Raw genomic sequence first — 26325 nt, 5'->3', positions numbered from 1 at the left:
GGCGTTGGAGCTGGACTCAGAAGTCCATGTCCCCGCCACCCGGACCAGCCGGGGCGGCCGGGGTCTTCTCCGGCTTGTCCGCCACGACGGCCTCGGTGGTGAGGAACAGCGCGGCGATCGACGCGGCGTTCTGCAGCGCCGAGCGAGTCACCTTGGCCGGGTCGATGATGCCCGCGGCCAGCAGGTCCACGTACTCACCGGACGCGGCGTTCAGGCCGTGGCCGGCGTCGAGGTTGCGGACGCGCTCGACGACGACGCCACCCTCCAGGCCGGCGTTGACGGCGATCTGCCGCAGCGGGGCGTCCAGCGCGATCTTGACGATCTGCGCGCCGGTCGCTTCGTCGCCGGCCAGGTCCAGCTTGTCGAAGGCGGTCTTGCCGGCCTGCACCAGCGCGACACCACCACCCGGGACGATGCCCTCCTCGACGGCGGCCTTGGCGTTGCGGACGGCGTCCTCGATGCGGTGCTTGCGCTCCTTGAGCTCGACCTCGGTGGCCGCGCCGACCTTGATCACCGCAACACCGCCGGCCAGCTTGGCCAGGCGCTCCTGCAGCTTCTCCCGGTCGTAGTCGGAGTCGCTCTTGTCGATCTCGGCCCGGATCTGGTTGACCCGGCCCTGGATCTGCTCGGCGTCACCGGCACCGTCGACGATGGTGGTCTCGTCCTTGGTCACCACGACCTTGCGGGCGCGGCCCAGCATGTCGAGACCGGCGGCGTCCAGCTTGAGGCCGACCTCCTCGCTGATGACCTGGCCACCGGTGAGGATGGCGATGTCGGTCAGCATGGCCTTGCGGCGGTCACCGAAGCCCGGCGCCTTGACGGCGACCGACTTGAAGGTGCCCCGGACCTTGTTGACCACCAGGGTGGCCAGGGCCTCGCCCTCCAGGTCCTCGGCGATGATCAGCAGCGGCTTGCCCGACTGCATGACCTTCTCCAGGATCGGGAGCAGGTCCTTGACCGACGAAATCTTGCTGTTGGCGATCAGGATGTACGGGTCGTCGAAGACGGCCTCCATACGCTCCGGGTCGGTCATGAAGTAGGCCGAGATGTAGCCCTTGTCGAAGCGCATACCCTCGGTGAGCTCCAGCTCCAGCCCGAAGGTGTTGCTCTCCTCGACGGTGATGACGCCTTCCTTGCCCACCTTGTCCATCGCCTCGGCGATGATCTCGCCGACGGTGTTGTCACCGGCGGAGATGGAGGCGGTGGAGGCGATCTGCTCCTTGGTCTCGACGTCCTTGGCGAGCTTCAGCAGCTCCTCCGAGACGCTGGCCACGGCGGTCTCGATGCCCCGCTTCAGGGCCATCGGGTTGGCGCCGGCGGCCACGTTGCGCAGACCCTCGCGAACGAGAGCCTGGGCCAGGACGGTCGCCGTCGTCGTGCCGTCACCGGCCACGTCGTCGGTCTTCTTGGCGACCTCCTTGACCAGCTCGGCGCCGATCTTCTCGTACGGGTCCTCGAGCTCGATCTCCTTGGCGATGCTCACACCATCGTTGGTGATGGTGGGGGCACCCCACTTCTTCTCGAGCACGACGTTGCGGCCCTTGGGGCCGAGGGTCACCTTCACGGCGTCGGCGAGCTGGTTCATGCCCCGCTCGAGGCCGCGGCGAGCCTCTTCGTCGAACGCGATCATCTTGGCCATACGGCGTTGTCCTCCTGGACACTCACGGACCAGCCGGGGTGTGCCCCGGACGGGCCGTCTGGTGTACGCACCTTGGGACGTCGCCACCTGGCGACGGCGACGTCTCCTCGGCCGGGCCGGATAGCCCGCGACGACCGGCCACTGCCCCGCCCGGGGTCGTCCCCCGAGTGCGGCGGTGGCCCCACCGTCCCGACCAATTGGCACTCACGCCATGCGAGTGCCAATGACTTGTTTAGCACTCTGCCCTGCCGAGTGCAAGCACGACCGCCGCGATCAGCCGAGTTCGTGCGCCAGTTGGGCGTCGTTCACCGGACCCTCGTGTGCCCGCTGCTCGGCGTACGTGACGACCAGCCCGACCAACTGGGCGAGGTGGGCCGGCAGGGTCAGCAGCGCCGTCATCACCGTCACCACGACCGTGCCCACGGTCACCATCCGGGTGTCCATCGGACCGGTGCCGATCGACAGCAGCGCCACCTGCTCGATCATGGCCGCGGCCAACGACACGGCGATCACCGCGCCGATCACCAGCGCCAACCGGCCGAGCAGCAGGCCCAGCCGCTGCCGCAGCATCTGGTGCGAACGGCCGATCGGGTTGTTCCGCTCGAACAGGTAGACCGGGCCGACCATCGCCAGCGCGAACACCGCGTAGATACCGGGCAGGAAGCAGAGGCAGAGGCCGAACAGCACGATCATGCCGACCAGCAGGGTCCAACCCCAGAGCCCGAGCGCCCGCCGGAGCCCGTAGCGCAGGGCCGTGCCGAGGTCGACCGGGGCACCCGCCGCCTGCCGGGCGATCACCCAGGTGCCGGCGGCCCACCCCACGCACTGCGCCAGGCTGGCGATCAGACCCGCCCCGAACAGGCTGCCTACCCACACGAAGGCATCGGCCCAGAACCCGGTGGGCAGCGCGGCGCTGTCGCTGGCGAGTTGGTCCTCCCAGCGCGCGGTGGGGTCGATCACCAGCCCGAGCACCGCCACCACCACCGCCGGCAGCACCTGCGTGATCAGAACGATCGGCAGCAGTACCGGCCAGCCCCGGCGAACCGCGCCGACACAGCGCGCGTACCAGCCACCCACTCCGGCACCGGGCGGATTCACCAACGGGCTGGCCGGGTCGAGGCCGTGCCCCGGGTACCCACCGTAGGGCGACGTCGGATAGGGCTGACCGGGATAGGGCAGCGGCCCCCCGACCTGACTCGGGTACGGCTGACCGGGATAGGGCTGCCCCGGGTACGGCTGCCCCGGGTACGGCTGGCCCGGGTACGGCTGACCCGGATATGGCTGACCGGGATACGGCTGGCCCGGATGGGGCGTCGCTGCGTCGGGTAGGCCGGGCACGCCGGACTCGGGAACGCCGCCCCCCGGCGGGGCGTCAGCCGACCCCGCACTGTCGGGCTCATTCACCAGCGGGGTCGGCTCGTTCGCGGGCGAGGGCCGGTCCGGCTCGTCGGGGGACGAGGACGGACCCGCCGGGGGCGGCTGGTCGGACATGGACGCTCCTCAGCGATGGCTGGATCGGCCCATGATCTTCCCTGGTCGGCCCCGGCGCCGCAGCCCTGCATCGGCCACGTTCCCAAAACCCCGTCCGACGACCAGCCGGGCGAGGTCCGGGTGTGCTCAGATGACGCGTACCCGCTCGGCCTGGGGGCCCTTCTGGCCCTGGGCGATCTCGAACTCCACCCGCTGGCCGTCGTCCAGCGCCTTGTAGCCGTCCATCTCGATCGCGGAGAAGTGGACGAAGACGTCCTGCCCGCCGTCGACGGCGATGAAGCCGTAGCCCTTTTCGGCGTTGAACCACTTCACGGTGCCCTGTGCCACGGTGTTGTCCTCACTCTGCGCGGCGTACCACAACTCCGGGCACCGGCACGCCGAGCACCCGAAGACCACCGGTTTCAGCGATCCGCGACGACCCCGAAAACGGTGACCGAAATCGCACGCTACACGAGGCGTGACGACCGCGCACGACCACAAATCGGGCGTATTCCGACTGACGACATCGCCGTACGTCATTGTGGTAAGCATGCCGACATGACCAGCGCCATCGACGGGACCGGCACCCTGCGGGCGGACGTCCGCCGGGTCGAGCCGACGGACGCCGCCCGGATGCGGGCGCTCCGTCTGGAGATGCTCGCCGACGCCCCGCTGGCCTTCCTGGAGACGATCGCGGAGGCCGCCGCCCGCCCGCACGCCGAGTACGCCGCCCGGATCGCCCAGGTCTCGGCCGGCACCCACACCGCCCAGTTCGTGGCGGACCCCGGCGGCCGGCTGGTCGGGCACGCCGGCGGTGTCGCCCACCCCACGGAACTCGCGGTCACCGTGGTCTACGCGGTCTACGTCACCCCGACGTGGCGCGGCACGGGCCTGCTCGCGGATCTGATCGAAGCGGTGGGTGCCTGGTCCCGGGACTGCGGGCGGCGCGAACTGATGCTCGAAGTCGTGGTGGGCAACGACCGCGCGTACCGCGCGTACCAACGGATCGGCTTCGCCGACACCGGGGTACGGGTGCCACACCCGACCGTCCCCGCCCTCCGCGAACTCCAAATGCGTCGCCGGGCGTAGTCGGCGGTCGGGCAGGGGGTGTCCGGGGGGCCACCCTGGTCGGGGTGAGGGTTTCCGGGCAGCCCACCCCGCTCCGGGCGGTCAGGCTTGATCCCTCCACGGGGTGGGCTGCCCGGAAACCCGACCAGGTCCGGCTGACCCCGTGGGCTTGCCCTCGGGGCGGGCCGCCCCACTCGCCCTCTCCCTGCTCGGCCGACCCCTGCTCGCCCTCTGCCTGCTTGCTCCAACCTCTACTCGGCCTGCCCCTGCAACCCCCAACTACCGCTCGGCCCAACTCCTGCTCGGCGACGACGGTCGCGGGGTGGCGGACCGGCCAGGATGTCCCGGCGGATACGGCGTGCGCCAGGTCCCCTGCGCCGCCTTTGCTCTGCTTCAACCCACGCAACGAACAGGGCGATCCGTTCCTCTTGGCAGATACCGCACTGGCAAAGCCATGACAATTGCCCAGAACCAGCACGATCTCCTGGAAGTGTTGCGTGGAGTGAAGCAGAGCAAAGGCGGCAGGCTGGAGTACCGCCGGCACCGTCCCCAGCACCCTGCCCCAGCCCGCCCCGCCCCGGCCCAGCCCGCCCCGACCGACTGGGCCCGGCCCGCCCGACTCGGCCCGGCCCAGCCCGCCCGACCGACTCGGCCCGCCCCGATCGACTGGGCCCGGCCCGCGCAGAGCCGAGCAAACCGAGCAGAGTCAGCCCAGCCCAGCCAAGCCAAGCCCAGCCGAGCCGAGCCGAGCCGCCCCAAGCCTGAGCAGAACCCGGGTCCCGAGCCACCGCACAACGCGGACGACAGCCCTGACCCGTCCGCCGATCAGCTCAGCTCATGCTCTGACGGTGACTCACCGGGGTTCCGGGGCAGCCCGACCCGCGCAGGGATCAAGCCTGACCGCCCGGAGCGGGTCGGGCTGCCCCGGAACCCCCCACCGCAAGCACCCGGAACCCCCCACCGCAAGCACCCGGAACCCCACACCGCAAGCAATCGAAACCCACACCCCTTAGGCGTGCCGCCGGCTCTGCACGATGCGGAAGCGGTTGGCGACGTACGCGCCGTCGGTGAGCGCCGAGTTCGCCGCCGCGTTCGCCCCGCTTCCGTGGAAGTCGGAGAACGCCGCCGACTGGTTCACGAAGACGCCGCCGGTGAGGTTGCCGGACAGGTGCACCCCGACCTCGATCGCGGCGTTCTCGGCGGCGTCCAGCACCGCCTCGTCGGTGGAGTAGACGGCGGCGGTGAGCGCGCCCTTCTCCCCCACGGTCGCGCGGAGGATGTCGAGGCTGTGCGCGGTGGAGTCGGTGGCGATGGCGAAGGAGATGGGTCCGAACCACTCCCGCGAGTAGGTCGCGGTCTCGCTCGCGTCCAGCTTGACGACCGTCGGCGTACGGACCACCGCGTCCGGGAACGACGGGTGCGTGACGGTACGCGACTCCAGGACCGGCGTACCGACCTTGGTGACCTCGTCGAGGCGGTCCAGGACGCCGTCGTTGACGATGGCGCCGGTCAGCTCGACCCCGCGCGCCGGGTCGGCGGTGAGCTTGCCGACGGCGGCGGCGATTCCGGCGGCCACCTCGTCGAAGCTCTTGTGTCCCTGGTCGGTGTCGATGCCGTTCCGGGGGATGAGGATGTTCTGCGAGGTGGTGCACATCTGGCCGCTGTAGAGCGTCAGGGTGAAGCCGAGGTTGCGGCACATGCCGGCGAAGTCGTCGGTGGAGTCGACCACGACGGTGTTGAGCCCGGCCTTCTCGGTGTAGACCGCCGCCTGGCGGGCGTTGGTCTCCAGCCAGTCGCCGTACTCGGTGGAGCCGGTGAAGTCCACGATCTTGACCGCCGGGTGCAGGGCCAGGGTCGAGGCCAGCTTCTCGCCCGGCGCCTCGGGGGCGAGCAGGACCAGGTTCGGGTCGAAACCGGCCTCGGCGAGCACCTCCCGGGCGTAGCGCACCGTCACGGCCAGCGGGAGTACCGCGCGCGGGTGCGGCTTGACCACCACCGGGTTGCCGGTCACCAGCGAGGCGAACAGGCCCGGGTACGAGTTCCAGGTCGGGAACGTGTTGCAGCCGATCACCAGGGCGACGCCGCGCGGCACCACGTGGAACGTCTTGGTCATCCGCAGCGGGTCGCCCTTGCCGGCGGCCTTCTCCCAGGCGGCGGTCCCGGGGTGCCGGGTCATCTCCGCGTACGCGTAGGCGACGGCCTCCAGCGCCCGGTCGAGCGCGTGGGCGCCGCCGGCCTGGAAGGCCATCACGAACGCCTGTCCGCTGGTGAACTGCACGGCGTTGGCCAGTTCGAAGACGTGCTTGTGCAGCCGGTCGAGGATCTCCAGGCAGACCCCGACCCGCACCTGCGGCCCGGCGTCCCGCCACGCGGGCAGCGCCGCGGACGCGGCGGTGACGAGTTGGTCGGCGGTGGCGTGCGGGTAGCGGACGTCCAATGGGACGCCGAACGGGCTGGTCTCGGTCGCGACCCGGTCGCCGTCGCCCGGCTGGTCGAGCGGGAAGTCTCCACCCAGGTACGCCTCGAAGGCGGCCTTGCCGTCGGCAGCCGCGGTCTCGCCGTACACCCGGGGGCTGGGTGATTCCGGATAGGCGGACCAGTACCCGCGCTCCGTGATCGCGGTCAGCGCGCGGTCGAGGGTGTCGGCGTGCCTGTCGTAGAGGGGGTGCGGGGTCTCCGTCATGCCCGCCATCATGCAACAGGAAGCCCCGGGATCAGTAGGGGCGTGTCACACCTCAGACGTCGAGCTGCCAGTTGCTCCACCGGTCCATCACCCGGAAACCGAGCTGCTCGTTGATCGTGATCATGTGGTCGTTGCTGTCCGCGTTGAAGGTGTCGATCACCTGGACGGCGGGCTCGTGGGCGAGCAGGTGACGAAGGTTCTCGATCTTCGTGAGCAGGCCGAGGCGGCGCCCCCGGTGCTCCGGGTCGACGATGGTGATCTGTTGGAAGGCGTGCCAGTCGGCGGTCGGTGACATGTCGAGCAGGGTCCAGGCGACCAGTCGACCGGACTCCCGGTGCCGTACGCCCGCGTGGTAGCGCCGCTTGCCGCGCGCTTCGAGCGCCCGCTCGGTCCCGCGTACCCGCTCCGCGTCGACCTGCTCGGGCTCCCACGCCAGGTCACCCATTGGCGCGTCGGCCAGCAGCCGTCCGTCCAGGTACGCGACGTCGGCGATCAGGTCGTCCGGCGTACCCCCGCGCCAGAACAGCACCTCGTAGTCGGCGGCCCGGGACCGGGCGTCGGCCAGCATCGTGTCCAGTGCGGCCTGGTCCAGCTCGGCGACGTGCAGTCGCCGCCGTACGTCGGCCAGGGCGTCGACGGCGCCGACGGTGGCGGCGAACCGGGTGGCCGGGCCGGGCCGGTCGGGCTCGTCGCGCAGGTGCGCCCGGCTCATCGCGCTGACCCGTTTGCGTCCGCGCTCACGCAGCAGGCGCAGGCCGTGCTCGAACAGCGCCCGACCGACTCCCTGGCGGCGATGGTCCGGATGCACGACGAGTTCGGCGGAGGCGTTCTCGGTGTTGTCGAGTTGCGGCAGGTCGAGCAGCAGGTAGCCGGCGGGGACGCCGTCGACGTGGGCAAGCAGGGCGAGCGTCTCGGTGCCCGGCATCGGCTGCCGGAACAACGAGATGAACCGCTGCCGGCTGAACGGGGGGTAGTCCGGCAGGTCGGTGGCGCAGTAGTCGGCGCCGACCCGGAACGCCTGCTCGATGGCCGACTCGTCGTCGGCACCGAAGGAGGTGATGGTGATGGCCATGTCCGCAGCCTGCGCGACGACGAACGAAGGGGCCAGCGATTATTCGCCGGCCCCTTCGGAAAGCTTGGTCGGGAGGGACGATCGCACAACGCCTCCGGCGCTGGGTCGTAAAGACTGAAAGTCTACGGCGAAACGCCCTCCCGCACGAAGCATCTTGCGCCGCCCGGTTCCTGCCGTCAAGTACTCGACGGCGTGTTTTCTGCACTCACCGCTAAAAGCCCGTTACCCGGCGGATCGGTCGGCGTGCAACATGCCACCCGGCCGACGGGCTCGCGGTGTGCCTCAGCCGAGCAGTCCGGCGTCGCGGGCGGCCCGCAGCGACGGCTTGATCCGGTGGGTCGGCCCGACCTCGCCCGCGACGGCGTCGAGCGTCTTGAGCCCCTCGCCGGTGTTGTAGACCACCGTCTCGGCGGTCGGGTCCAGCTTTCCGGACTCGACCAGCTTGCGCAGCACCGCGACGGTCACCCCGCCGGCCGTCTCGGCGAAGACCCCGGTGGTACGCGCCAGCAGCCGCACGGCGGCCCGGATCTCGTCGTCGTCGGCGTAGTCCATCCAGCCACCGGTACGGCGTACCGCCTCCAGCGCGTACAGGCCGGCGGCCGGGTCGCCGATGTTGAGCGACTTGGCGATCCCGGTCGGCTTGACCGGGGTGATGGTGTCGCCGCCGCCGTGCAGGGCGGTGGCGATCGGGTTACAGCCGGCCGACTGGGCACCGAAGACCTTCCACCCACCGGCCGGCGCCTCGACCAGGCCGATCTCGACCAGTTCACTGAACGCCTTGTCGACCTTGGTGAGCAGTTCACCGGAGGCCATCGGGATGACCACCTGGGCCGGGATCCGCCAGCCGAGCTGCTCGGCGACCTCGTAGCCGAGCGTCTTGGAGCCCTCGGCGTAATACGGCCGGACGTTGACGTTGACGAAGGCGGTGTCCTCGAACTCGTCGGTCTCCACCAGCTCGCCGCAGAGCCGGTTCACGTCGTCGTACGAGCCGTCGATGGCGACCAGGTCACCGCCGTAGACGGCGGTGGTCACGACCTTGCCCTGCTCCAGGTCACTGGGGATGAAGACCACCGACGGGGTACCGGCCCGGGCCGCGTGGGCGGCGACGGAGTTGGCCAGGTTGCCGGTGGAGGCGCAGGCGAACCGGGAGAAGCCGAGTGCCCGGGCGGCGGTCAGCGCGACCGAGACGACCCGGTCCTTGAACGAGTGGGTGGGGTTGGCGCTGTCGTCCTTGATCCAGAGCGGGCCGGTGATGCCCAGCTCGGCGGCGAGCTGGTCGGCGGCGACCAACGGCGTGAAACCGGGGTCCAGGGTGACCCGGGTGGCCGGGTCCTGGCCGGCGGGGAGCAGCGCCGCGTAGCGCCAGATGTTCTGCGGGCCCGCCTCGATCTGCTCGCGGGTCACGGTGGCGAGGGCCGCCGGGTCGTAGTCGACCTCCAGCGGGCCGAAACACTCGTAACAGGCGTGCTGTGCGGCCAGCGGGTAGCGGGCGGAACAGGCACGGCAGACCAAGGCGCGGGCGGGGCTGGCGGTGGTGTCGATCCCGGTAGGGGCGAGCGTCGACGTCATGTCCGAGTCCTCTCATCTTCCCCCACATCGCACCCTGCGGCGGGGACGGAATTGGCACCTGCCCCACGGGACGCTCAGCGATGAGCGCGCGGGGTGGTTGCCGGGGCGTCGTCGGGCCGTATCCCTCAGCCCCTCTGGATGAGGTATTCAGTTGTGCCGCCGAGTCTAGGCAATCCCGGCGCGCTCGTCAGCGTTCGATCTCAGCCTGTGAGCGATTCCTCACCGCCGCCACCGCCTGAAAGACCGCGATGACCCTGGACCGGACGACTCCGGCGGTGCCGGAGGAGACCCGGTCCAGGGTCGCGCACGAGCGTCGACCTGGTCGCCGCACCAGCCGGATCAGGCCGGTACGGACCTGCGTTCGGCCGCCTTCACGTCCAGTGCGGCCCCGTTGCGCTGGCGCAGCAGGTTGTCCAGCGCCCAGCTACCCGGGCCGAGCACCGCGATCAACAGGAACGACCAGCAGAACAGCACGGACAGCTCACCGTGGTTGCGCAGCGGCAGCAGCGCCTCGGGCTGGTGGACGACGAAGTAGGCGTAGGCCATCGAGCCCGACGCCACCAGGGCCGCCGGTCGGGTGAACAGACCGACGAGCACCAGGGCGCCGCAGACGGCCTGGATCAGAGCGGCCCACCAGCCCGGCCACGTGCCGAGCGGGACGGGTTCGCCGCTCCCCCGGGCGCCGCCGAAGACGCCGAACAGGGATGACAAGCCGTGGCAGAGAAACAGCAGGCCGATGACCATGCGGAACAGGGACAGGGCCGGCCCGCCGAACCGGTCAGTACGCATTCCGGAACCTCCATTGTGGATGGACGAGGGCAACCAGAATGCGGGACTGATAAATATTTGTCGATGCAATCTCTTCCTTTGGGAACGCTCCCACATCGATGGTAGCGACTGGAACTTCCAAAGAAACCCCCCGCGACGATGATCCTTTTGGTCACCCTCCGTAAGTCTCCCTGTACACGGTGGACATCTGACGGCAACATGTTGCGCCCCCACCGGCCGGGGCCGGCCGCCCAGACGGGTCTGGAGGCGGCCACCTTCGTCCCACCAGCCGGTACGCCGAGCGGTGCCCGGTCCCGCGACGCCGCCACGAGCCGCCCACCCGGGGGCACCGGTTCCCTATCCGGCGATCGAAAGGTGCGATGCGACGATGAACCGATGCGAGACATCCACGGGGGATCGATGCCGACTACCACCACGAGATACGGCGACGCGGGCCCGGCCGGCCGGCGTCCTCGGCTCGTCGCACTGCTGACCGCTGCCGCGATGCTCGCCGGCTGCGCACCGGTCGACGGGCAGGGCGGCGGGCCGGGTGACGCCCCGGCGGAACCGACCGGCACGGCGGCGGCGCCGGCACCGACCCCGACCGGCCCGGACGGACCGGAGGTCTGTCCCGAATCAGGCGTACTGATCCGCTACCTCGGTGTCAACGCGGCGATGGGGCTCCGGGCGATGGGTGTGGAGCTGGTCAACTGCGGCGACCAGCCGTACCGGCTGCACGGCTACCCGGCGCTGCGGCTCTACGACGGCGAGGGGGCACGGATCACCGTTCGGGTGGTCCCCGGGGCGGCAGGGATCGCCTCGGGCTTCGACGCCCCACCCCGGCCGCTGGTGCTGGGCCCGGGCGACGCGGCCGGAGCAGCCGTGATCTGGCGCAACCTGGTCGACGATCCGACCGTGGTCGCCACCGACGCCGCGCGCCTGGAGATCGCTCCAGTGACCGGACAGCCGGCGCAGGACCTCGACATGGAGGGGCCGATCGACCTCGGCAACACCGGCCGGATCGGAGTCAGCGCCTGGAAGGAGCGAACGGCCTCGACGCCGACGCCCGCCGACCGGACGGACGGCGGCGTCGACGCCGCACTCAGCTGGTGATGTCCTTGCGGGTGAAGCGCCAGAAGGCGAGTCCCCAGAAGAGGGTGGCGTAACAGATCGCCGAGATGGCACCCCGGACGATGTCGTCCGTCTGCACCGGCGTGGAGAGCAACCCCAGCCAGGCGGTGCTGTAGTGGGTCGGCAGGAACGACCGGATCGCGCCGAGCGCGGTGATCTGGTCCAGGATGCTGGAGAGGATCCACAGCAGCACCGCACCGCCCACCGCACCCAGCGCGGCGTCGGTGACCACCGAGAGCAGGAACGCCAGACCGGCGACGACCAGCAGCACCACCGCCAGATAGCCGAGCACCGCGAGCAGGCGGAGCAGCCCCTCGCCGGGTTCGAGCTGCGCGGCGACCGTGCTGCGCAGCGGTGACCAGCCGTACCGGAGGGTGCCGATCAGCAGGGCCGTGCCGGCGAGCAGCACCAGCGCGAACGCCGAGTACGCGAGCGCCACCAGCAGCTTCACGGTCAGCAGCCGGGCCCGGGGCACCGGCACCGCCAACAGGTAGCGCAGGCTGCCCCAGCTCGCCTCGCTGGCCACCGTGTCACCGCAGAACAGCGCCACCACCACGACCAGCAGGAACGAGGCGGAGACGAAGATGGTGAACAGGGTGAAGTTCAGCCCGCCGGAGGTGGCGAACGAGACCAGACTGCCGAACTCGCCCCGGCCGCTGTCGTCGTCACCCGAGTCGAACTGGAACGCGATCAGAATGATCAACGGCAGCAGCACCATGAAGCCGAGCGCCAACTGGGTACGCCGCCGCGCCGCCTGTCGGCGGAACTCGGCCCCGAACGGCAGCGTCCTCGACGGCCGGTAGCCGGCGGCGGCTCCCGACGGAGCCACCCCGGACTCCTCCCGCGTCGGCTGCACGGTCGATCCCGCCATCACCGGTCCCCGCTTCCCCGAGAGTTCTCGCCCACCAGGGCGAGGAACGCGTCCTCCAGGCGGCGCCGGGGCACCACCCGGTCCACCCCGATACCGGCCCGCACCAGCTCGGCGACCACCTCGCTACGGGCGGTGCCGTTGGTGTCCACCACCAGGTGCCCGTCGGCGTCGTCCAGCACCCGTACGCCGCCGAGGTCGTTGAGCACGTCCCGGGCCGCGGTCGGGTCGCTCACCTCGAACAGCACGCTCGGCGAGTCGCCGACGATGTCCTCCACCGGCCCGGAGGCCACGATCCGGCCCTTGTTGACCACCACGGCGTGCGTGCAGGTCTGTTCCACCTCGGCGAGCAGGTGACTGGAGACCAGCACCGCGCGGCCGTCGGTGGCGTACCGCTGGAGCACCCGACGCATCTCGGCGATCTGCGGCGGGTCCAACCCGTCGGTCGGCTCGTCGAGCACCAGCAGCTCGGGCAGGCCGAGCATGGCCTGGGCGATGGCCAACCGTTGCCGCATGCCGTGGCTGTACTTGCGGACCCGCCGGTGCACCGACGAGCCCAGCCCGGCGATCTCCAGCGCCTGCTCGAAGTGCGCGTCGGCCTCCGGCCGTCCGGTCGCCCGCCAGTACGCCCGGAGGTTCTCCAGGCCGGACAGGTGCGGCAGGAACCCGGGCCCCTCGACGAGCGCGCCGATCCGGGAGAGCACCGGCGAGCCGGGCACCAGCCGGTGCCCGAAGACATAGATCTCCCCGGCCGTCGGCTGGGTCAGCCCCATCAGCACCCGCAGGGTGGTGGTCTTGCCGGCACCGTTGGGCCCGAGCAGGCCGACCACCTGACCGGGGTGCACCTCGAAGTCCACCTCGGAGACGGCCACGAAGCCGTCGGCGTACTCCTTGCGCAGGTGGCGCACGGCCAGCGGGGTGTCCGCGTACTCGGGATGGATCGAGGTGTCCTGGCGGCGGTGCCGCAGGCGCAGCACGGCCACCAGCACGACGAGCCCGATCACGATCGCGGCGATCAACCCGACCAGCACCCAGCGCCAGAGCGCCGCCTCGGTGGGGATCGGGTCGCTGTCGACCGTCGGCAGGCTGACCGGCGTCTCACCGACCGCGACCGTGTAGACGGCCGGCTCGATCGGGGTGGTGTACGCCTGGTCCGAGGTGGCCACCACCAGCCGGAGCCGGTGCCCGGCCTCCACCCGGTGCACGATCGCCGGCAGGGTCACGGTGACCGGCTCGGCGGCGTCGACGGTGGCCGGCAGGCCGGTGAGCCGGATCGGCGCGATCAGCCCGCTGGGCAGGGTGGCCGCCCCCTCCGGGTCGACGACGTAGAGCTTGGCGAAGAGGACCGCCTCGCCGCTGCTCGACGCGGCCCGCAGCGACACGGTGGGCGAGCCGACGATGTCGACCGCCTCGGTCAGTGGCTCGGACTCGAACCGGGCGTGCTGCCCGGGTATGTCGCCGGCCACCCCGCTGAGCAGGGAACTCAACGAGCCGGCGAAGGGCACCGAGGAGATCGCGGCGGGGTTGCCGCCGGGCGGGTTGGCCACCGGCTGGGGCGGCCCGGCCACGGTCACCTCACGGCGGGAGTCGCCGCCGAGACCGGGGTAGTCGTCGGTGCGGTAGCCGGTGGCGACCAGCCCCCGGTCCATCGCGTCGAAGCCGGCGATCCGGGAGAAGGTGAAGGTGTCGCCAGGTGCGTCCCCGGTTTCCGCGACGTAGTGGTCGAGCCACTGCGCGGTCAGGAACTTCACCCGGTCGGAGTCGGTCTGCGGTCCGGAGCCGCCATCGTGGCCGCCGGTGAACCAGGCGACCCGCACCGGGGTGCCGTTGGCGGCGATGCCCCGGGCGTTGGCGTCGGCCTCGCCGAGCGGGAAGAGGGTGTCCGCCGCGCCCTGCACCAGCAGGGTGGGCGCCTTGATCCGGTCCAGCACGCCGGCCGGGCTGGACCGGCGCAGCAGGTCGACGGCGGCCTGGTCGGCCTGACCGGTGGCGGCGATGCGCAGGTACGCGGCGCAGACGTCGGCGGCGAACCGGCCACAGGAGGGATCGGGCAGGCCACCGGCGACCGGGGCGCCCGGGGCGGTGCCCGGCCCCTGGCCCGGCGCGGGGCTGGGCGGCCCGGCGTCCGGCGCGCCCTCCGGCGACTCGGCGCCGGTGCCGGAGATCCCGGCCGGTCCGGAGCCGGTGGCGCCGCCGCCACCGAAGAAGATGCCGGCCCAGCCGGACTTGAACACCCCGTCGGTCGGTTCCCCACCGGTGCTCTCCGGCAGGAAGGAGCGGGACAGGTCGTTCCAGGTGATCATCGGGACGATCGCGTCCACCCGCTGGTCCTGGGCGGCGAGCAGCAGCGCCAGCGCGCCGCCGTAGGAGCCGCCGACCACGCCGACGCGGGGGTCGCCGGTCGCGTCGGTCCGGATCTCCGGACGCTCGGCCAGCCAGTCCAGCAGTCGTTGCGCGTCGCGGACCTCGTGGTCGGGGCTGTCCAGGTGGATCTGGCCACCGCTGCGGCCGAAGCCCCGGGCGGTCCAGGTCAACACCGCGTAACCCCGGTCGGCCAGGTCCTCGGCGTCGGTGCGGACCGAGTCCTTGGTGCCGCCGAACCCGTGCGCGAGCAGCACCGCCGGCACCTTCCGGTCGGCGGCGGCCTCGCGCGGCAGGTACAGCGTGGTGTCCAGGTCGACGGGCTCGTCGCCGTTCGGCCCGGATCGCACGGTGAGCATCGCGGACTCGGTCCGGAAGCTCGGCCGGTCCGGCCACACCGCCCAGACGACGACCGCCGCCAGCAGGGCGACGGCCACTGACGCGGCGACGGACCGGCGGCCGGTGGGTAGGGCACGACGAATCCGTGCGGCCGAGAACGGCGATCTCATTCGGCACACGGTACGGCCCGCAACCTGAGTGGTAGCTGAGATCCGCCGTACGTCCGTCCTACTCGGCCGATCGTCATCCGCAAGAGGTCGACCGCACATCCTCCGCAGGCGAACCTTTGAGATGACTTCGCATCATGGAAATTAATGCCTTTCACTGGAAACTACGCGCAACTACGACGTATCTCCACGGAAAAAGAACCCACCGTAGTCAATCAGTTAATCCTCCGTCACATCGCTCGAAGTGACGCAAACCTGACCCGGAGAGACCGATACAGACAGTCCCGGTTCGATTAGTTTTCCGGTCCGGCGCACGGGACCGGCTCCTTGACGCCATCCCCCGACCGCTGCGCCACCCGGAGGAGAAACCATGACCGTTCCCGCTTCGCGGGTCCGTCGCCGGCCCCGGACACCGGGCCGCATCCTGCCGCTGCTACTCGCCACCGCGCTGCTGCTGCCGGTGGCGTTCCTCGTCGTACGGGCTCACCAGTACATCGACGCCGACCGCGAGGCCCTGAAGCAGGAGCGACTGGGCGTGGAGTACCTGCGCGCCCTCGGACCGGTGACCGAGGCGCTGGTCGACGCGCAGAGCGCCGCCGTGGCCGACCGCCAACCGCCTCGGGAGAGCCTCCAGCAGGCCGTCGAGCGGGCCGCCGCCGTCGACGCCCGCATCGGTGGCGAGCTGAGCACCAGCGAACGGTGGGCCGGGATCCGGGCCAAGTTGGAGGCGCTGCCCGAGCGTTCGCTCGACCCGGAGGCGGCGTACAGCGCGTACCGGGAGGTCACCGACCTGCTGCTGGCCCTGCACGGCAAGGTGCGCGAGACCTCCGGCCTGATCCGGGACTCCGGCGCCGCCTCGTACTTCCTCCAGGACGGCGTCGGCGAGGAGATGCCGGAGGCGACGGTGGCCGCCGGGCGGCTCGTCGACATAGCGGTCCTGGCCCAGCAGCGGCCCGCCAGCGACCGGGTACGCACCCTCAGCGAGCTGGCCACCCTGCGGCTCGCCGCGCTGCAACCCGCCAACGACCTGGTCAACAACCTACGCGCGGTGGTGGACAGCTCGGCCAGCGCCGACCTGGGCGCGAGCGTGCTCACGCCGTTCGACGCCTACCAGCGGGCGGCCGAGGCGATGGCGGTCCACTCCCAGCCGGACAACCGGACCGGCACCGTCAACCTGGTCCGGCTGACCAGCGCGCGGGACGACGCCCAGCGGGCCGCCACGCAGCTCCAGCCGATCCTGCTCGACGAGATCGACCGGCTGCTGGTGGAGCGGATCGACCAGCTCGACCGGGACGACCTGCTGACCATGGTCGCGGGCGGAATCGCCGGGCTGCTGCTGATCGCCCTGGCGGTGAGCGGGTGGTTGTCTCGCCCGAGAGACACCACCGGCCGGCCGCAGGCCACCGACGCCGAAGCCGGCGACCCGGAGCAGCCGGCCGACAGCCCGTGGGAGCCCACCCGTACGCCGGGCGATCGCGCGCTCCAGCCGGTCGGGCACGGCCACGACCCGGATCGGTGGAGGCCCTTCGATGCTGCTCGATAGGCTCCGGATCCGGGGCAAACTCGCCCTGTTGGTGCTCATCCCCCTGCTCTGCATGCTCGGGCTGACGCTGCCGGTGGTGTGGGAACGCGCCGGGGTCGCCCAGCGGGCCGGCGACATCGAGAGCACCGTCAAGGTCGCCAGCCGGGTCGGCACCCTGCTGCAACACCTCCAGCGGGAGCGGATGCTCGCCATCGGCCTGCTGCTGCGGCAGGTGGAGCGCACCGACCTGGTGCAGGAGATCGCGGAGGTGGACGACCTGATCGTCGACCTGCGCACCGAGTTGGGCGACGAACTGTCCCCCGAGGTGTCGACCGCGCTCGACGGGGTCCGGCAACTCGCCCCGGTACGCAGCGCCACGCTGGCCGGACAGGCCAGCCCGGACCAGGTCATCGGCGCGTACGGGCCGGTGCACATCAGACTGATCGACTCGTTGCGCCTGCCGTACGACGTGGACACCCGCACCTCGGCCGGGCGGCAGGTGCTGGCGCTGGACGGGATCCTGCGCAAGAGCGAGGGGCTCGGCAGCGGCGCCGCCCTGCTGGTGCTGGTCGCGGCCCAGCCCAGCCCGCAGCTCGCCACCGTCTTCGTGGCCAACATGGCCACCCTCCAGTCGCAGACCAACCAGTTGATCGGCCTGATCACGCCCGAGCAACTGGCTCTGATGGACATCGAGCAGGCCGCCCTGGACGCCCGAACCGGGCCCGGCTTCCTGGACCAGAGCTCGCTGGACCCGGTCGGCGCGGTGTCGCAGACGCCCGTCGAGGTCCTCTACCCGTCCATCTCCTCACTGATCACCCTGGGTCAGTTCGTGGAGAAGAAGCTGGTCGCGGACGTGACCGCCGAGGTGCGGGCGGACCGGCAGACCGCCCTCGCCGAGGCGTACTGGGTGACCGCCCTGGTGCTGCTGATCCTGGTCGTGGTGGTGTTGCTCGCCCTGGCCATCGGCCGGACCGTCGCCCGGCCGCTGACCCGACTCACCCGCTCCGCCGACCGGGTCGCCCGGGTCGCCGAGTCCGAACTGGTGCGAGTCGCCGACGACGAGACCGACAACGCCCAGCCGATCCGGCTCGACCGGGTCGACGTACGCGCCCGGGACGAGATCGGTGACCTGGCCCGTGCCTTCGAGCGGGTGCAGAGCACCGCAGCCCAGTTGGTGGAACGGCAGGTGGCCAGCCGGCGCAACGTGGCCCAGATGTTCGGACACGTCGGCCGGCGTACGCAGAACCTGGTCGGCCGGCAGATCGCGCTGATCGACCGGCTGGAGCAGCAGGAGGCCGACCCGGGACGGCTGGAGAGCCTGTACCGCCTCGACCACATCTCCAGCCGGCTGCGGCGCAACGCCGGCAACCTCGTGGTGCTCTCCGGCGCCACGGGCGACGTCACCCACGTCGCGCCGGTCCCGCTGGCCGACGCGGTCCGCCTCGCCCTCGGTGAGATCGAGGACTACACCCGGGTCGACGTCGCGGTCCCGGCCGAGGTGTCGGCGGCCCCGGCGATCATCGGTGACCTGGTGCTGGCGCTGGCCGAGTTGATGGAGAACGCCACGGTCTTCTCCCCGCCGCACACCCGGGTGGTGGTCGGCGGCGAGATCACCGAGGACGGCGCCCGGCTGACCGTGGTCGACCACGGGATCGGCATGACCGAGGCCCGGCTGGCCGACGAGAACGTCCGGCTCACCCGCCGGGAACGGCTCGACCTCGCTCCGACCGAGGTGCTCGGACTCTTCGTGGTGGGTCGGCTGGCCCGCCGGCACGGCTGGGGCGTCGGCCTGTCCGCGACGCCGGGCGGCGGCGTCACCGCCACCGTGCTGATCCCCCGGGCGTCGCTGGTCTTCGGCACCGGCGGCGTGATCCCCACCGCCCGGGCCAGCGTGCCCGTCGCGCTGCCCACCCGGCACCAGCCGGACCCGGGCACCCCGCCGCCCGTGCCGGCGCTGGGCGGCCCGGCCCAGGCCGAACCGGTGCCGGTCGGGGCCGACGGTCCGGTCCGGCCACCGGTCGAGGCCGCCGCGCTGCCCGGCTTCGACCAGAAGCTGCTCAGCCGGGCCACCGAGAGCATGGAGCTGGGTGCGTCCTGGGACGCCTTCGCCACCGCTCCGGGCACCGTGACGCCGGACCACACCGTCGCACCGGACCACACGCGCACACCCGACCACACCGTCACACCGGACCGTCCGGCCGCCGGCGACCCCGCTGCACCGGCCGGGACCGAGCCGGCACAGGTGCCGCCGCTCACCCCACCTGCCCCGCCCACCCCGACCGCGCCGAGCGGCCCGACCGGCCCGTTGCCCGGCATCCGGCAGCGGGTGCCCGGTGCCAGCCTGTCCAGAAGTGCACCCCGGGTGGGTCCGGTGGACGCCACCGGCGCCGACCCGGTCGCCGCCCGTGCCCTCGTCGAGCAGTTCGAGTCGGGCGTACGCCGGGCCGAGCAGAGCCGGGCGGCGGCGCTCCCGCAGCCGGTCGAGCCCGCGCCCTCCGGTGCACCCATCCAACTGAGCCGGCGGGTGCCGGGCGCAAACCTGATCGCCACCACGCCCCGCCAGACGATGGCGCAGAACCCCGGTGACCCGGCCGAGGTCCGCGATCTCATCAACGCGTTCGAGACCGGCGTCGCCCGGGCTCTGCGCGATGCCCGTCCCGACCGCAGCGACGAAGAAGGAACGCCACTTTGACCAGCCCGCACGTACACGAGAACCTCGACCACCAGAGTCACCCGGCCGGCGACCTCAGTCCCGAGGCCCGCACGTTCAACTGGCTTCTGGACACCTTCACCTCGAGCACGGCAGGGGTGCTGGAGGCGATCGCCGTCTCGTCCGACGGGTTGCTGATGGCCATGTCCGCGATCAAGGACCGGTCCAACGCGGAGCGACTCGCCGCAGTGGTCTCCGGCATGACCAGCCTGGCCGGTGGCGCCGCGAGCTGGTACGCGCTGGGCGGGCTGAACCGGGTCGTGGTGGACATGGCCGAGGGCTACCTGCTGATCAGCGCGATCAGCAGCGGTTCGGTGCTCGGTGTGGTCGCCGACCGGTCGGCCAACCTCGGCACCGTCGCGTACGAGATGACCCTCTTCGCCGGTCGGGCCGGAAGCGCGCTCACCCCGCGCCTGATCGCCGAACTCAAGAACTCCGTTCAGCAATGAATCCCGACGCCGCCGGTGCGGAACCGGAGCCGGTGTTCCGGATCCGGCCCTACCTGCGTGAGCCCGCCCCGGCCGGCGACGCCGGACCGGCGGACGCACCGGCGGCGGTCGGATCGGAACCCGAGGCGGCCGGTCCGACCGGACTCCGCCCGTTCGTGCTCACGGCCGGGCGGGTGGCCGGCGCGGACCCGTCGATCGGCCTGGAGACCCAGGTGACCGCCCGGCCCGGCCCCGAACCGTGGACCAGTGTGACCGCCCGGCTGACCCCGGAACTCCAGGCGATCGTGGCACTCTGCGGCGACCCGATCTCGGTCGCCGAGATCTCCGCCAAGACCCGGTTGCACTTCGGTGTGACCCGGGTCCTGGTGGGCGACCTGCGGGCCGCCGGCCATCTGGACGTACACGTCAACGATGCCGACGACGCCCTCGACCCCGACGTCATCCTGCGAGTGATTGATGGACTTCGTGCAATCTCCTGACTGGCCGGTCGCCCCGCAGGGCGCGCTCTCCGCCAACAGCGCCGCGGCCCGCTACGGCGGTTCCGCGCCGGTCCCCCCGTCGGTGGGACGGGCCACCCCGCCGCCGCCCCCCGCCCCGGTGGCCCCGCCACCGCCGTACCGGCCCCCGGCGGGATCCGGTGGTACGGGTGCGCACCGCCGGACCCCGCCGATCCCGGTCAAGATCCTGGTGGCCGGGGGCTTCGGAGTGGGTAAGACGACCACCGTGGGCGCCATATCGGAGATCGTGCCGCTGACCACCGAGGCGGAGATGACGATCGCCGGCATCGGGGTCGACGACCCCGGCCAGCGCTCGGACAAGACCACGACCACCGTGGCGATGGACTTCGGCTGCGTCACCATCGACCGCAGCCTGAAGCTCTATCTGTTTGGCACGCCCGGCCAGGCCCGCTTCGGCTTCATGTGGGACGACCTGGCCCGGGGCGCGCTCGGCGCGCTGGTGGTGGTGGACAGCGCCCGGCTGGACGACTGCTACCCGGCGATCGACTTCTTCGAACGGGCCGGCCTGCCCTTCGTGGTCGGGGTGAACGCCTTCGACGGGCATCTGGCACACGACCTCAACGCGATCCGGTGGGCCCTGGCCATCGGTGAGCACGTACCTCTGGTGCAGTTCGACGCCCGGGACCGGCTCTCGGTGCGGGACGCCCTGCTGGTCGTCCTCGATCGGGCGTTGGACCGGGCGATCCGGGACAAGCGGGCCTGAGCCGACCGGCTCACGGCCGCTCGTGGGAAGGGGTGAGGCGGATGAGGGGCGGACTGGACGAGACACTGGCCCGGATGCGTCGGCGCGAGGAGGCGCTGCGCCGCCGGTCCACGGATCCGTCGGCCGACGACCAGCCCGAGCCGGGGCCGGACGTGCCGTCCGGTGCGGCGGTGAGCCGGACGGACAGCCGTAACGCGGGTCCCGGCTGGGCCGGGGCGTCGGAGCGCGTACCCGGAACGCCCCCGCGGCACGTCGTGGAGGAGGTCGCCGAGGCGTTGCGCGCCGTGGTCGCGGCGCATCCGGGCACCAGCGTCACAGCCCGGGTCGACCACGACGGCACCGCGTACGACCTGCGGGTGGCCTGGGTCGGCCAGGAGGTCGCGGTCAGCGGGCAGCCCACCACCCCGCCGCCGGCCTGGCCGTTGACGACCGGCACCGCGCCCGGTTGGTCCGACACTCCGGACGCGCCGGAGCCGGACCCGGCAGCCCGGCTGGCCGAGCTGATCCGTCGTGACCCGTCCCTGCTCACCGGCGAGCATCCGCCGGGCTGATCGCACATGGGGTGACCGGGCCGGTTAGGGTCGCTCGGGTGGGCGAACCCGAGTTGACCCTGATCGCGAGTCTGCGTCCGGCCGCGCTGGACGCCCGGCGTGGCATCGTCCGGCTGCACCCCGAAGCGCTCACCGCGCTCGGGTTACGGGCCGGTGATCCGGTCCGGTTGACCGGTCGGCGGGTGACCGCCGGCATCGCCGCCGAGGCCGAGCCGGGATCCGGCGCCGGTCTGCTGCACGCCGACGACCTGACGCTGGGCAACCTCGGTGTCCGCGACGGCGGGGAGGTCACGGTCAGCGCGGCCCCGGTCAGCGCCGCCCGGCGGGTGCTGCTCTCCGGCCCGGCCCAGATCGTCGCGGTGGTCTCCCCGGAGATGCTGCGACTGGCGCTGCTCGGCAAAGTGGTCACCGCCGGGGACGACGTCTCCCTGCTGCCCCAGGACGTCCTGCCGGACGCCTCGACGCGCACGCTGGTGGAGGCCGCCCGACGCAGCCTCTCCACCCGGGTCGGCTACGCCTGGACCAGCACACTGCTCCGCGTCGTCGACGCCGACCCCGCCCCGGGGGCCCTGGTCACCATGGACACCCTGGTCGGGTGGGAGCACGGCCCGGAGACCCGGGGCGAGACCGACGTCCGCCGGTCGGCGACCGCCGTCTCCGCCGGGCTGGGGCGACCGGCCGGTGGGCGTACGACGGTGGGCGGTGACCGGCGCACCGACGCCGACGCGGAGACCGGTGCCGAGGTCTGGGTCGACAGCGAGGTGCACCAGGAGCACGTCCCCTCGGTGGACGAGCTGCCCGGCCTGCGGTCGCAGGCCGAGGAGCTGACCGAACTGCTCGACCTGGGCTTCCACCACGGCGAGGTGCTCGGCCGGCTGGGCACCACCGTCGCGCTCGGCGTACTCGTCGCCGGCCCGGCCGGTTCGGGAAAGTCCGCGCTGGTCCGGGCGGTGGCCGCGCAGGTCGGTGCCCGGGTGCACCAACTCTGGGCGCCCGAGGTCGCGGCGCTGACCAACTCCTCGGCCGCGGCCCGGCTCCGGTCGGTGACCGCCGAGGTGGTCGCCGGTGGCCCGGCCGTGCTGCTGGTCTCGGACGTGGAGGCACTGGCCCCGGCGGACAGTCCCGGCCCGGTCGCGACCGTGTTCCGGCAGTGCCTGGCCGAGATCGTCCGGGCCGGATCTGCGGTGGTCTGCACCACCGGTCGTTCCGAGGCCGTCGATCCGGCGCTGCGCGCCCCGGACCTGCTCTCGCTACGGATCGACGTCCCGCTGCCCGACGCCGCCCTGCGTCGGGAACAGCTCACCGTGCTGACCCGCCCGGTGCCGCTCGCCGAGGACGTACGGCTCGACGAGGTCGCCGGGCGTACCCCCGGGTTCGTCGCCGCCGACCTGGCCGCGCTGGTGCGGGAGGCCGGCGTGCGCGCGGCCCTGCGGCAGAAGTCGGTGGAGAACCCGACCGTCGCGATGGCCGACTTCTCCGCCGCGTTGGAGGTGGTCCGGCCGACCACCATGGCCGCCTCCACGCTCGAACTGGCCCGGGTGACCCTCGACGACGTCGGTGACCTGGTCGAGGTCAAGCAGACGTTGACCGAGTCGGTGCTGTGGCCGCTGACCTACCCGGACACGTTCGCCCGCCTCGGCGTGCAGCCACCGCGTGGCGTGCTGCTCTACGGTCCGCCCGGCTGCGGCAAGACGTTCCTGGTGACCGCGCTGGCCGGGTCCGGCCGGGCGAACGTGCTCTCGGTCAAGGGCGCCGAGCTGCTGTCCAAGTGGGTCGGCGAGAGCGAACGCGCGGTCCGTGAACTGTTCCGGCGGGCGCGGGAGGCCGCGCCGACGCTGGTGTTCCTGGACGAGGTGGACGCCCTGGCGCCGGTACGCGGCCAGGCCAGCGACGGCGGCACCACCGACCGGGTGGTGGCCGCGCTGCTCACCGAGATGGACGGCGTCGAGTCGCTGCGCAACGTGGTGGTGATCGGCGCGACGAACCGGCCGGACCTGGTCGACCCGGCGCTGCTGCGTCCCGGGCGGCTGGAACGGCTGGTCTACGTACCGCCGCCGGACGCCGAGGCGCGGGCGGAGATCCTGCGGGCCGCCGCCCGCAACGTACCGCTCGCCGAGGACGTCGACCTCCCCTCGCTCGGCGCGGAGCTGGACGGCTTCTCCGCCGCCGACTGCGCGGCGCTGGTCCGGGAGGCGGCGCTGGCCGCGATGCGCGAGTCGTTGACCGCCGCCACGGTCACCGCCGACCACGTCGCCACCGCCCGTTCCCGGGTACGCCCGTCCCTCGACCCCGCCCAGGTCGCCTGGCTGGCCGCATACGCCGACAAGCGCAGCTGACCCACCCCGACCACTCCGCGCCCCTCGTCGCCCCGCGCCCCGACGCCCCGCGCCCCGACCACCCCGACCACCCCGACCACCCCGACCACCCCGACCACCCCGACCACCCCGACGATCATGGAGTTGTGGCGGTGACGAAAGCCGCGTATCGGTGCGATTCGTCGACCACACCTCCATGATCGGCGAGGCGGTGGGGACGGGGCGACGTGGCGGTGGGGACGGGTGGGCGAAGCGGCGGGGACGGGTGGGCGGGGGGTGGGGTCAGCGGGTGGGGTCGAGGGAGATCTCGGCGGACACCCGGTCGCCGTCCTCGCGCAGTTTGGCGCCGCACCTCTCCAGCACGTACAGGGCGCCGTGGTTGTCCGCCGTGGTGTCCGCGACCACGGTCCGCACCCCGGCGTCCGGCGCGAGGTTGAGCAGTTCGCACAGCGCCGCCCGCCCGATGCCCTGGCCTCGGGCGGACTGGCCCAGCCACATGCCCACCTCGACGGTGTCCGGCGTGTCGCGCCGGGTCATCCGGATCATGCCGACCACCTCACCGCCGGCCAGGATGGCGTACATGGCGGTGCGGGTCGGGCCGTCGAGCCCGCCGAAGCTGGCCCGGTGGTAGTCCCGGAACGCCTCGCGCCGCGCGTGCGACCAACCGGCCGGTGCCTCCACCGGCGGCATCACCTCGGCCGGTTCCGCCTCGGCCGCCGCTACGGAGAGCAACGGTTCGAGGTTCTTCTCGTCTACCGGCTCCAACCGGACCGCACCCGTCACGTGCCGCAGTCTCCCGCGCCCGGCGCCGCAAGTCCACCCGGTCCGCGCCGACCGACCCCTCCGGTGGACGGGTTCGACCGGTCGGACCGGATTTCGTCCTACCTCACGCTCCGCTGTCGTCCGACCGAGTGAACTCGCAGTAGACGGCGGACGCGTCGTCGGCCGGTTTGTGCCGGCGCAGCCGGTCGGGGTGGTCCCGCTCGGCCGCCCGGACCAGGTCGACGAGCGCGCCCGGCCCGCCGGTGGACACCACGTCCAGCAGGCCGGCCCAGTCGAAGAGGCCGAACTCCTCGACGGCGGCGGAGGCTCCGTCGCTGAGCAGCACCGCGCGCCGCAGCGCCTCCGGGCCCCGCAACGGCAGGGTGCCGACCACCGCCTGGTACGCCGCGTCCGGGTCGGCGGCGGCGACCCAGTAACCGTGCGTACGGTTCATCTGCTCGCGCTGTGCGGTGACGGCGTGCCGGAAGCGGGTCGCCCGGTCGGCCGAATCGGGCAGCGCGGTGGCGACGGCACGCAGGCGGGCCACCGAGGTGGCCAGCCGGTCGTCGGTGACCACCCCGACCCGTCCGCCGATGTCGAGCACCAGCGGACTGTCGCAGAGCACCAGGTAGTCGACCTGGTCACCACCGTCGCGCAGCAGACACACCGTGCTCGACGGCGTACCGGGGTGGTCGAGGTCACACTGCCCATCGTGGTCGGCGCGGACCGCCAGGATCGCCGCCGCCAGGTTGCTCACCAACGTCGCCGCCGGCCGGGTCGCCTCGGCCAGCCCCAGCCGGGCGGCCAGGTGCCGGACATACCACTGCGGCCCGTGTACGCAGCCGGTGTCGAAGCCCTCCGGCACGGTCGCCCCGTCGAGCACTCCGACCAGTGGGCCGAACCGGAACACCAGGTCCTCGTTGACCGTCCGGCCCGGTGGCGGGGCGGACGCGGAGCGTACCCGCATGGTCGGCGCGGTGCCGACCGCCGCGCCCCGCCGACGTTCCTCGGAGACGGCCTCGGGCAGCCCCGCGTCCGTCCTCGGATACGTCGCCTGTGCGGTACGCCTCGGTCGCGCCGGGCCGGCTCCGGTCATCGTCGCCACCTCCGTGCCCCGGCTACCCACCGCGCGGTCCGACATTCTCCCCGGTCAGCGGCGCCTGTTCCGCGCGCGGGAGGCGCGCAACCGGACCAGCCGACCCACCAGCACCGGGTCGGCGGCCAGCGCGGCCGGATTGTCCAGCAATCCGTTCAGCAACTGGTAGTAGCGGGTCGCGGAGAGCCCGAAACGGTCCCGGATGGCCTGTTCCTTGGCACCGGCGTGCCGCCACCACTGACGTTCGAAGGCGAGGATCTCGCGGTCGCGCTCGCTGAGCCCTGCGGGGGGCGCAGCGGCCGCCTCCGGCGCGGCGTCGCCGTCCGGGTCGGGTCCACCCGCGCCGGCGGCGACCACGTCCGGCGGTGCCGGGGTCGACTCCACCTCGGGGGCGGACCGTGGCGGCGGCACCGTGACGGCGTCCGGACCGGTCTCCGCTGTCTCAGCGGCGTCGGCGGGCTGCATGGGGCTCCTCTGCGAGGGGCGGCCGGCGCGAGCAGCGCCAACCGGGTCCACCAGCCTAACCAGGGGCATCATCCGATGCACTGCGCCGCGAACGCACCA

At 72.4% G+C, this 26325-nt stretch carries 21 protein-coding genes and 1 riboswitch; of the genes, 9 read left to right on the top strand and 12 right to left on the bottom strand.

What is annotated here, in order from left to right; all coding sequences use genetic code 11:
* Window positions 1–16: 16 nt before the first annotated feature.
* The 3 genes from groL to ABT008_RS25985 form a co-directional block, all read right to left on the bottom strand.
* Entirely contained in the window at window positions 17–1639 is a 1623-nt protein-coding gene (groL, locus tag ABT008_RS25995; protein ID WP_350699293.1) for a chaperonin GroEL, read from the bottom strand.
* Between the two features lie 273 nt (window positions 1640–1912).
* On the bottom strand, window positions 1913–3130 hold the full coding sequence (locus tag ABT008_RS25990; protein WP_350699291.1) for a hypothetical protein: 1218 nt from the start codon (window positions 3128–3130) through the stop codon (window positions 1913–1915).
* A gap of 126 nt (window positions 3131–3256) precedes the next feature.
* Window positions 3257–3457 (bottom strand): cold-shock protein, encoded by a 201-nt coding sequence (locus ABT008_RS25985; protein ID WP_099852798.1) that lies wholly within the window; start codon window positions 3455–3457, stop codon window positions 3257–3259.
* A 210-nt stretch (window positions 3458–3667) separates the two neighbouring features.
* Between ABT008_RS25985 and ABT008_RS25980 the strand changes: the two genes are divergently transcribed.
* A complete protein-coding gene (locus ABT008_RS25980) occupies window positions 3668–4198 on the top strand; it encodes a GNAT family N-acetyltransferase (protein WP_350699289.1) in 531 nt (176 codons plus the stop codon).
* A gap of 988 nt (window positions 4199–5186) precedes the next feature.
* Here the strand turns inward: ABT008_RS25980 and paaN are convergent.
* The 4 genes from paaN to ABT008_RS25960 all read right to left on the bottom strand — a co-directional run bounded on the left by paaN (window position 5187) and on the right by ABT008_RS25960 (window position 10290).
* Entirely contained in the window at window positions 5187–6860 is a 1674-nt protein-coding gene (paaN, locus tag ABT008_RS25975) for a phenylacetic acid degradation protein PaaN (protein WP_350699287.1), read from the bottom strand.
* Between the two features lie 52 nt (window positions 6861–6912).
* Window positions 6913–7932: a GNAT family N-acetyltransferase gene (locus ABT008_RS25970; protein WP_350699285.1), complete on the bottom strand. Its 1020-nt coding sequence runs from the start codon at window positions 7930–7932 to the stop codon at window positions 6913–6915.
* A gap of 282 nt (window positions 7933–8214) precedes the next feature.
* On the bottom strand, window positions 8215–9501 hold the full coding sequence (thrC, locus tag ABT008_RS25965) for a threonine synthase (protein ID WP_350699284.1): 1287 nt from the start codon (window positions 9499–9501) through the stop codon (window positions 8215–8217).
* A 9-nt stretch (window positions 9502–9510) separates the two neighbouring features.
* Window positions 9511–9646: riboswitch (SAM riboswitch) on the bottom strand.
* A gap of 194 nt (window positions 9647–9840) precedes the next feature.
* Window positions 9841–10290: a DoxX family protein gene (locus tag ABT008_RS25960; protein WP_350699282.1), complete on the bottom strand. Its 450-nt coding sequence runs from the start codon at window positions 10288–10290 to the stop codon at window positions 9841–9843.
* Window positions 10291–10689: 399 nt separating this feature from the next.
* On the opposite strand from ABT008_RS25960, the gene ABT008_RS25955 reads away from it, so the two are divergent.
* Window positions 10690–11382: a DUF4232 domain-containing protein gene (locus ABT008_RS25955; RefSeq protein ID WP_350699280.1), complete on the top strand. Its 693-nt coding sequence runs from the start codon at window positions 10690–10692 to the stop codon at window positions 11380–11382.
* Here the strand turns inward: ABT008_RS25955 and ABT008_RS25950 are convergent.
* On the bottom strand, window positions 11372–12271 hold the full coding sequence (locus ABT008_RS25950) for an ABC transporter permease (RefSeq protein WP_350699279.1): 900 nt from the start codon (window positions 12269–12271) through the stop codon (window positions 11372–11374). The two genes, ABT008_RS25955 and ABT008_RS25950, sit on opposite strands and share 11 nt — an antisense overlap.
* Window positions 12271–15138, bottom strand: coding sequence for an alpha/beta fold hydrolase (locus ABT008_RS25945; protein WP_350699277.1), 2868 nt, complete (start codon window positions 15136–15138; stop codon window positions 12271–12273). Before ABT008_RS25945 ends, ABT008_RS25950 begins: the two co-directional genes overlap by 1 nt.
* Before the next feature lie 367 nt (window positions 15139–15505).
* Between ABT008_RS25945 and ABT008_RS25940 the strand changes: the two genes are divergently transcribed.
* Genes ABT008_RS25940 through ABT008_RS25910 form a run of 7 tightly spaced genes read left to right on the top strand, consistent with a single transcriptional unit; the run spans window position 15506 to window position 23924 of the window.
* Window positions 15506–16678 (top strand): hypothetical protein, encoded by a 1173-nt coding sequence (locus tag ABT008_RS25940; protein WP_350699275.1) that lies wholly within the window; start codon window positions 15506–15508, stop codon window positions 16676–16678.
* Window positions 16665–19349, top strand: a complete 2685-nt coding sequence (locus ABT008_RS25935) for a sensor histidine kinase (RefSeq protein ID WP_350699273.1) — start codon at window positions 16665–16667, stop codon at window positions 19347–19349. Before ABT008_RS25940 ends, ABT008_RS25935 begins: the two co-directional genes overlap by 14 nt.
* A complete protein-coding gene (locus ABT008_RS25930) occupies window positions 19346–19816 on the top strand; it encodes a roadblock/LC7 domain-containing protein (protein ID WP_131055729.1) in 471 nt (156 codons plus the stop codon). Before ABT008_RS25935 ends, ABT008_RS25930 begins: the two co-directional genes overlap by 4 nt.
* Entirely contained in the window at window positions 19813–20295 is a 483-nt protein-coding gene (locus ABT008_RS25925) for a DUF742 domain-containing protein (RefSeq protein ID WP_350699271.1), read from the top strand. Before ABT008_RS25930 ends, ABT008_RS25925 begins: the two co-directional genes overlap by 4 nt.
* Window positions 20273–21037, top strand: coding sequence for a GTP-binding protein (locus tag ABT008_RS25920; protein ID WP_350699269.1), 765 nt, complete (start codon window positions 20273–20275; stop codon window positions 21035–21037). Before ABT008_RS25925 ends, ABT008_RS25920 begins: the two co-directional genes overlap by 23 nt.
* Before the next feature lie 41 nt (window positions 21038–21078).
* On the top strand, window positions 21079–21588 hold the full coding sequence (locus ABT008_RS25915) for a hypothetical protein (protein WP_350699267.1): 510 nt from the start codon (window positions 21079–21081) through the stop codon (window positions 21586–21588).
* 38 nt (window positions 21589–21626) lie between these two features.
* Complete coding sequence (locus ABT008_RS25910) at window positions 21627–23924, top strand: AAA family ATPase (RefSeq protein ID WP_350699265.1); 2298 nt, start codon at window positions 21627–21629, stop codon at window positions 23922–23924.
* Between the two features lie 261 nt (window positions 23925–24185).
* On the opposite strand, the gene ABT008_RS25905 is transcribed toward ABT008_RS25910, so the two are convergent.
* The 3 genes from ABT008_RS25905 to ABT008_RS25895 form a co-directional block, all read right to left on the bottom strand.
* On the bottom strand, window positions 24186–24686 hold the full coding sequence (locus ABT008_RS25905; protein WP_350699264.1) for a GNAT family N-acetyltransferase: 501 nt from the start codon (window positions 24684–24686) through the stop codon (window positions 24186–24188).
* Between the two features lie 103 nt (window positions 24687–24789).
* On the bottom strand, window positions 24790–25761 hold the full coding sequence (locus tag ABT008_RS25900) for a hypothetical protein (RefSeq protein WP_350699262.1): 972 nt from the start codon (window positions 25759–25761) through the stop codon (window positions 24790–24792).
* Between the two features lie 54 nt (window positions 25762–25815).
* A complete protein-coding gene (locus ABT008_RS25895) occupies window positions 25816–26226 on the bottom strand; it encodes a DUF3263 domain-containing protein (RefSeq protein ID WP_350699260.1) in 411 nt (136 codons plus the stop codon).
* Window positions 26227–26325 lie beyond the last annotated feature (99 nt).

Origin of the sequence: Micromonospora sp. NPDC002389 (assembly GCF_040296095.1) — a bacterium.
Lineage (GTDB): Bacteria > Actinomycetota > Actinomycetes > Mycobacteriales > Micromonosporaceae > Micromonospora.
Note: the sequence above shows the minus strand (reverse complement) of the source record. Positions and strands in the feature narration are given on the sequence as shown.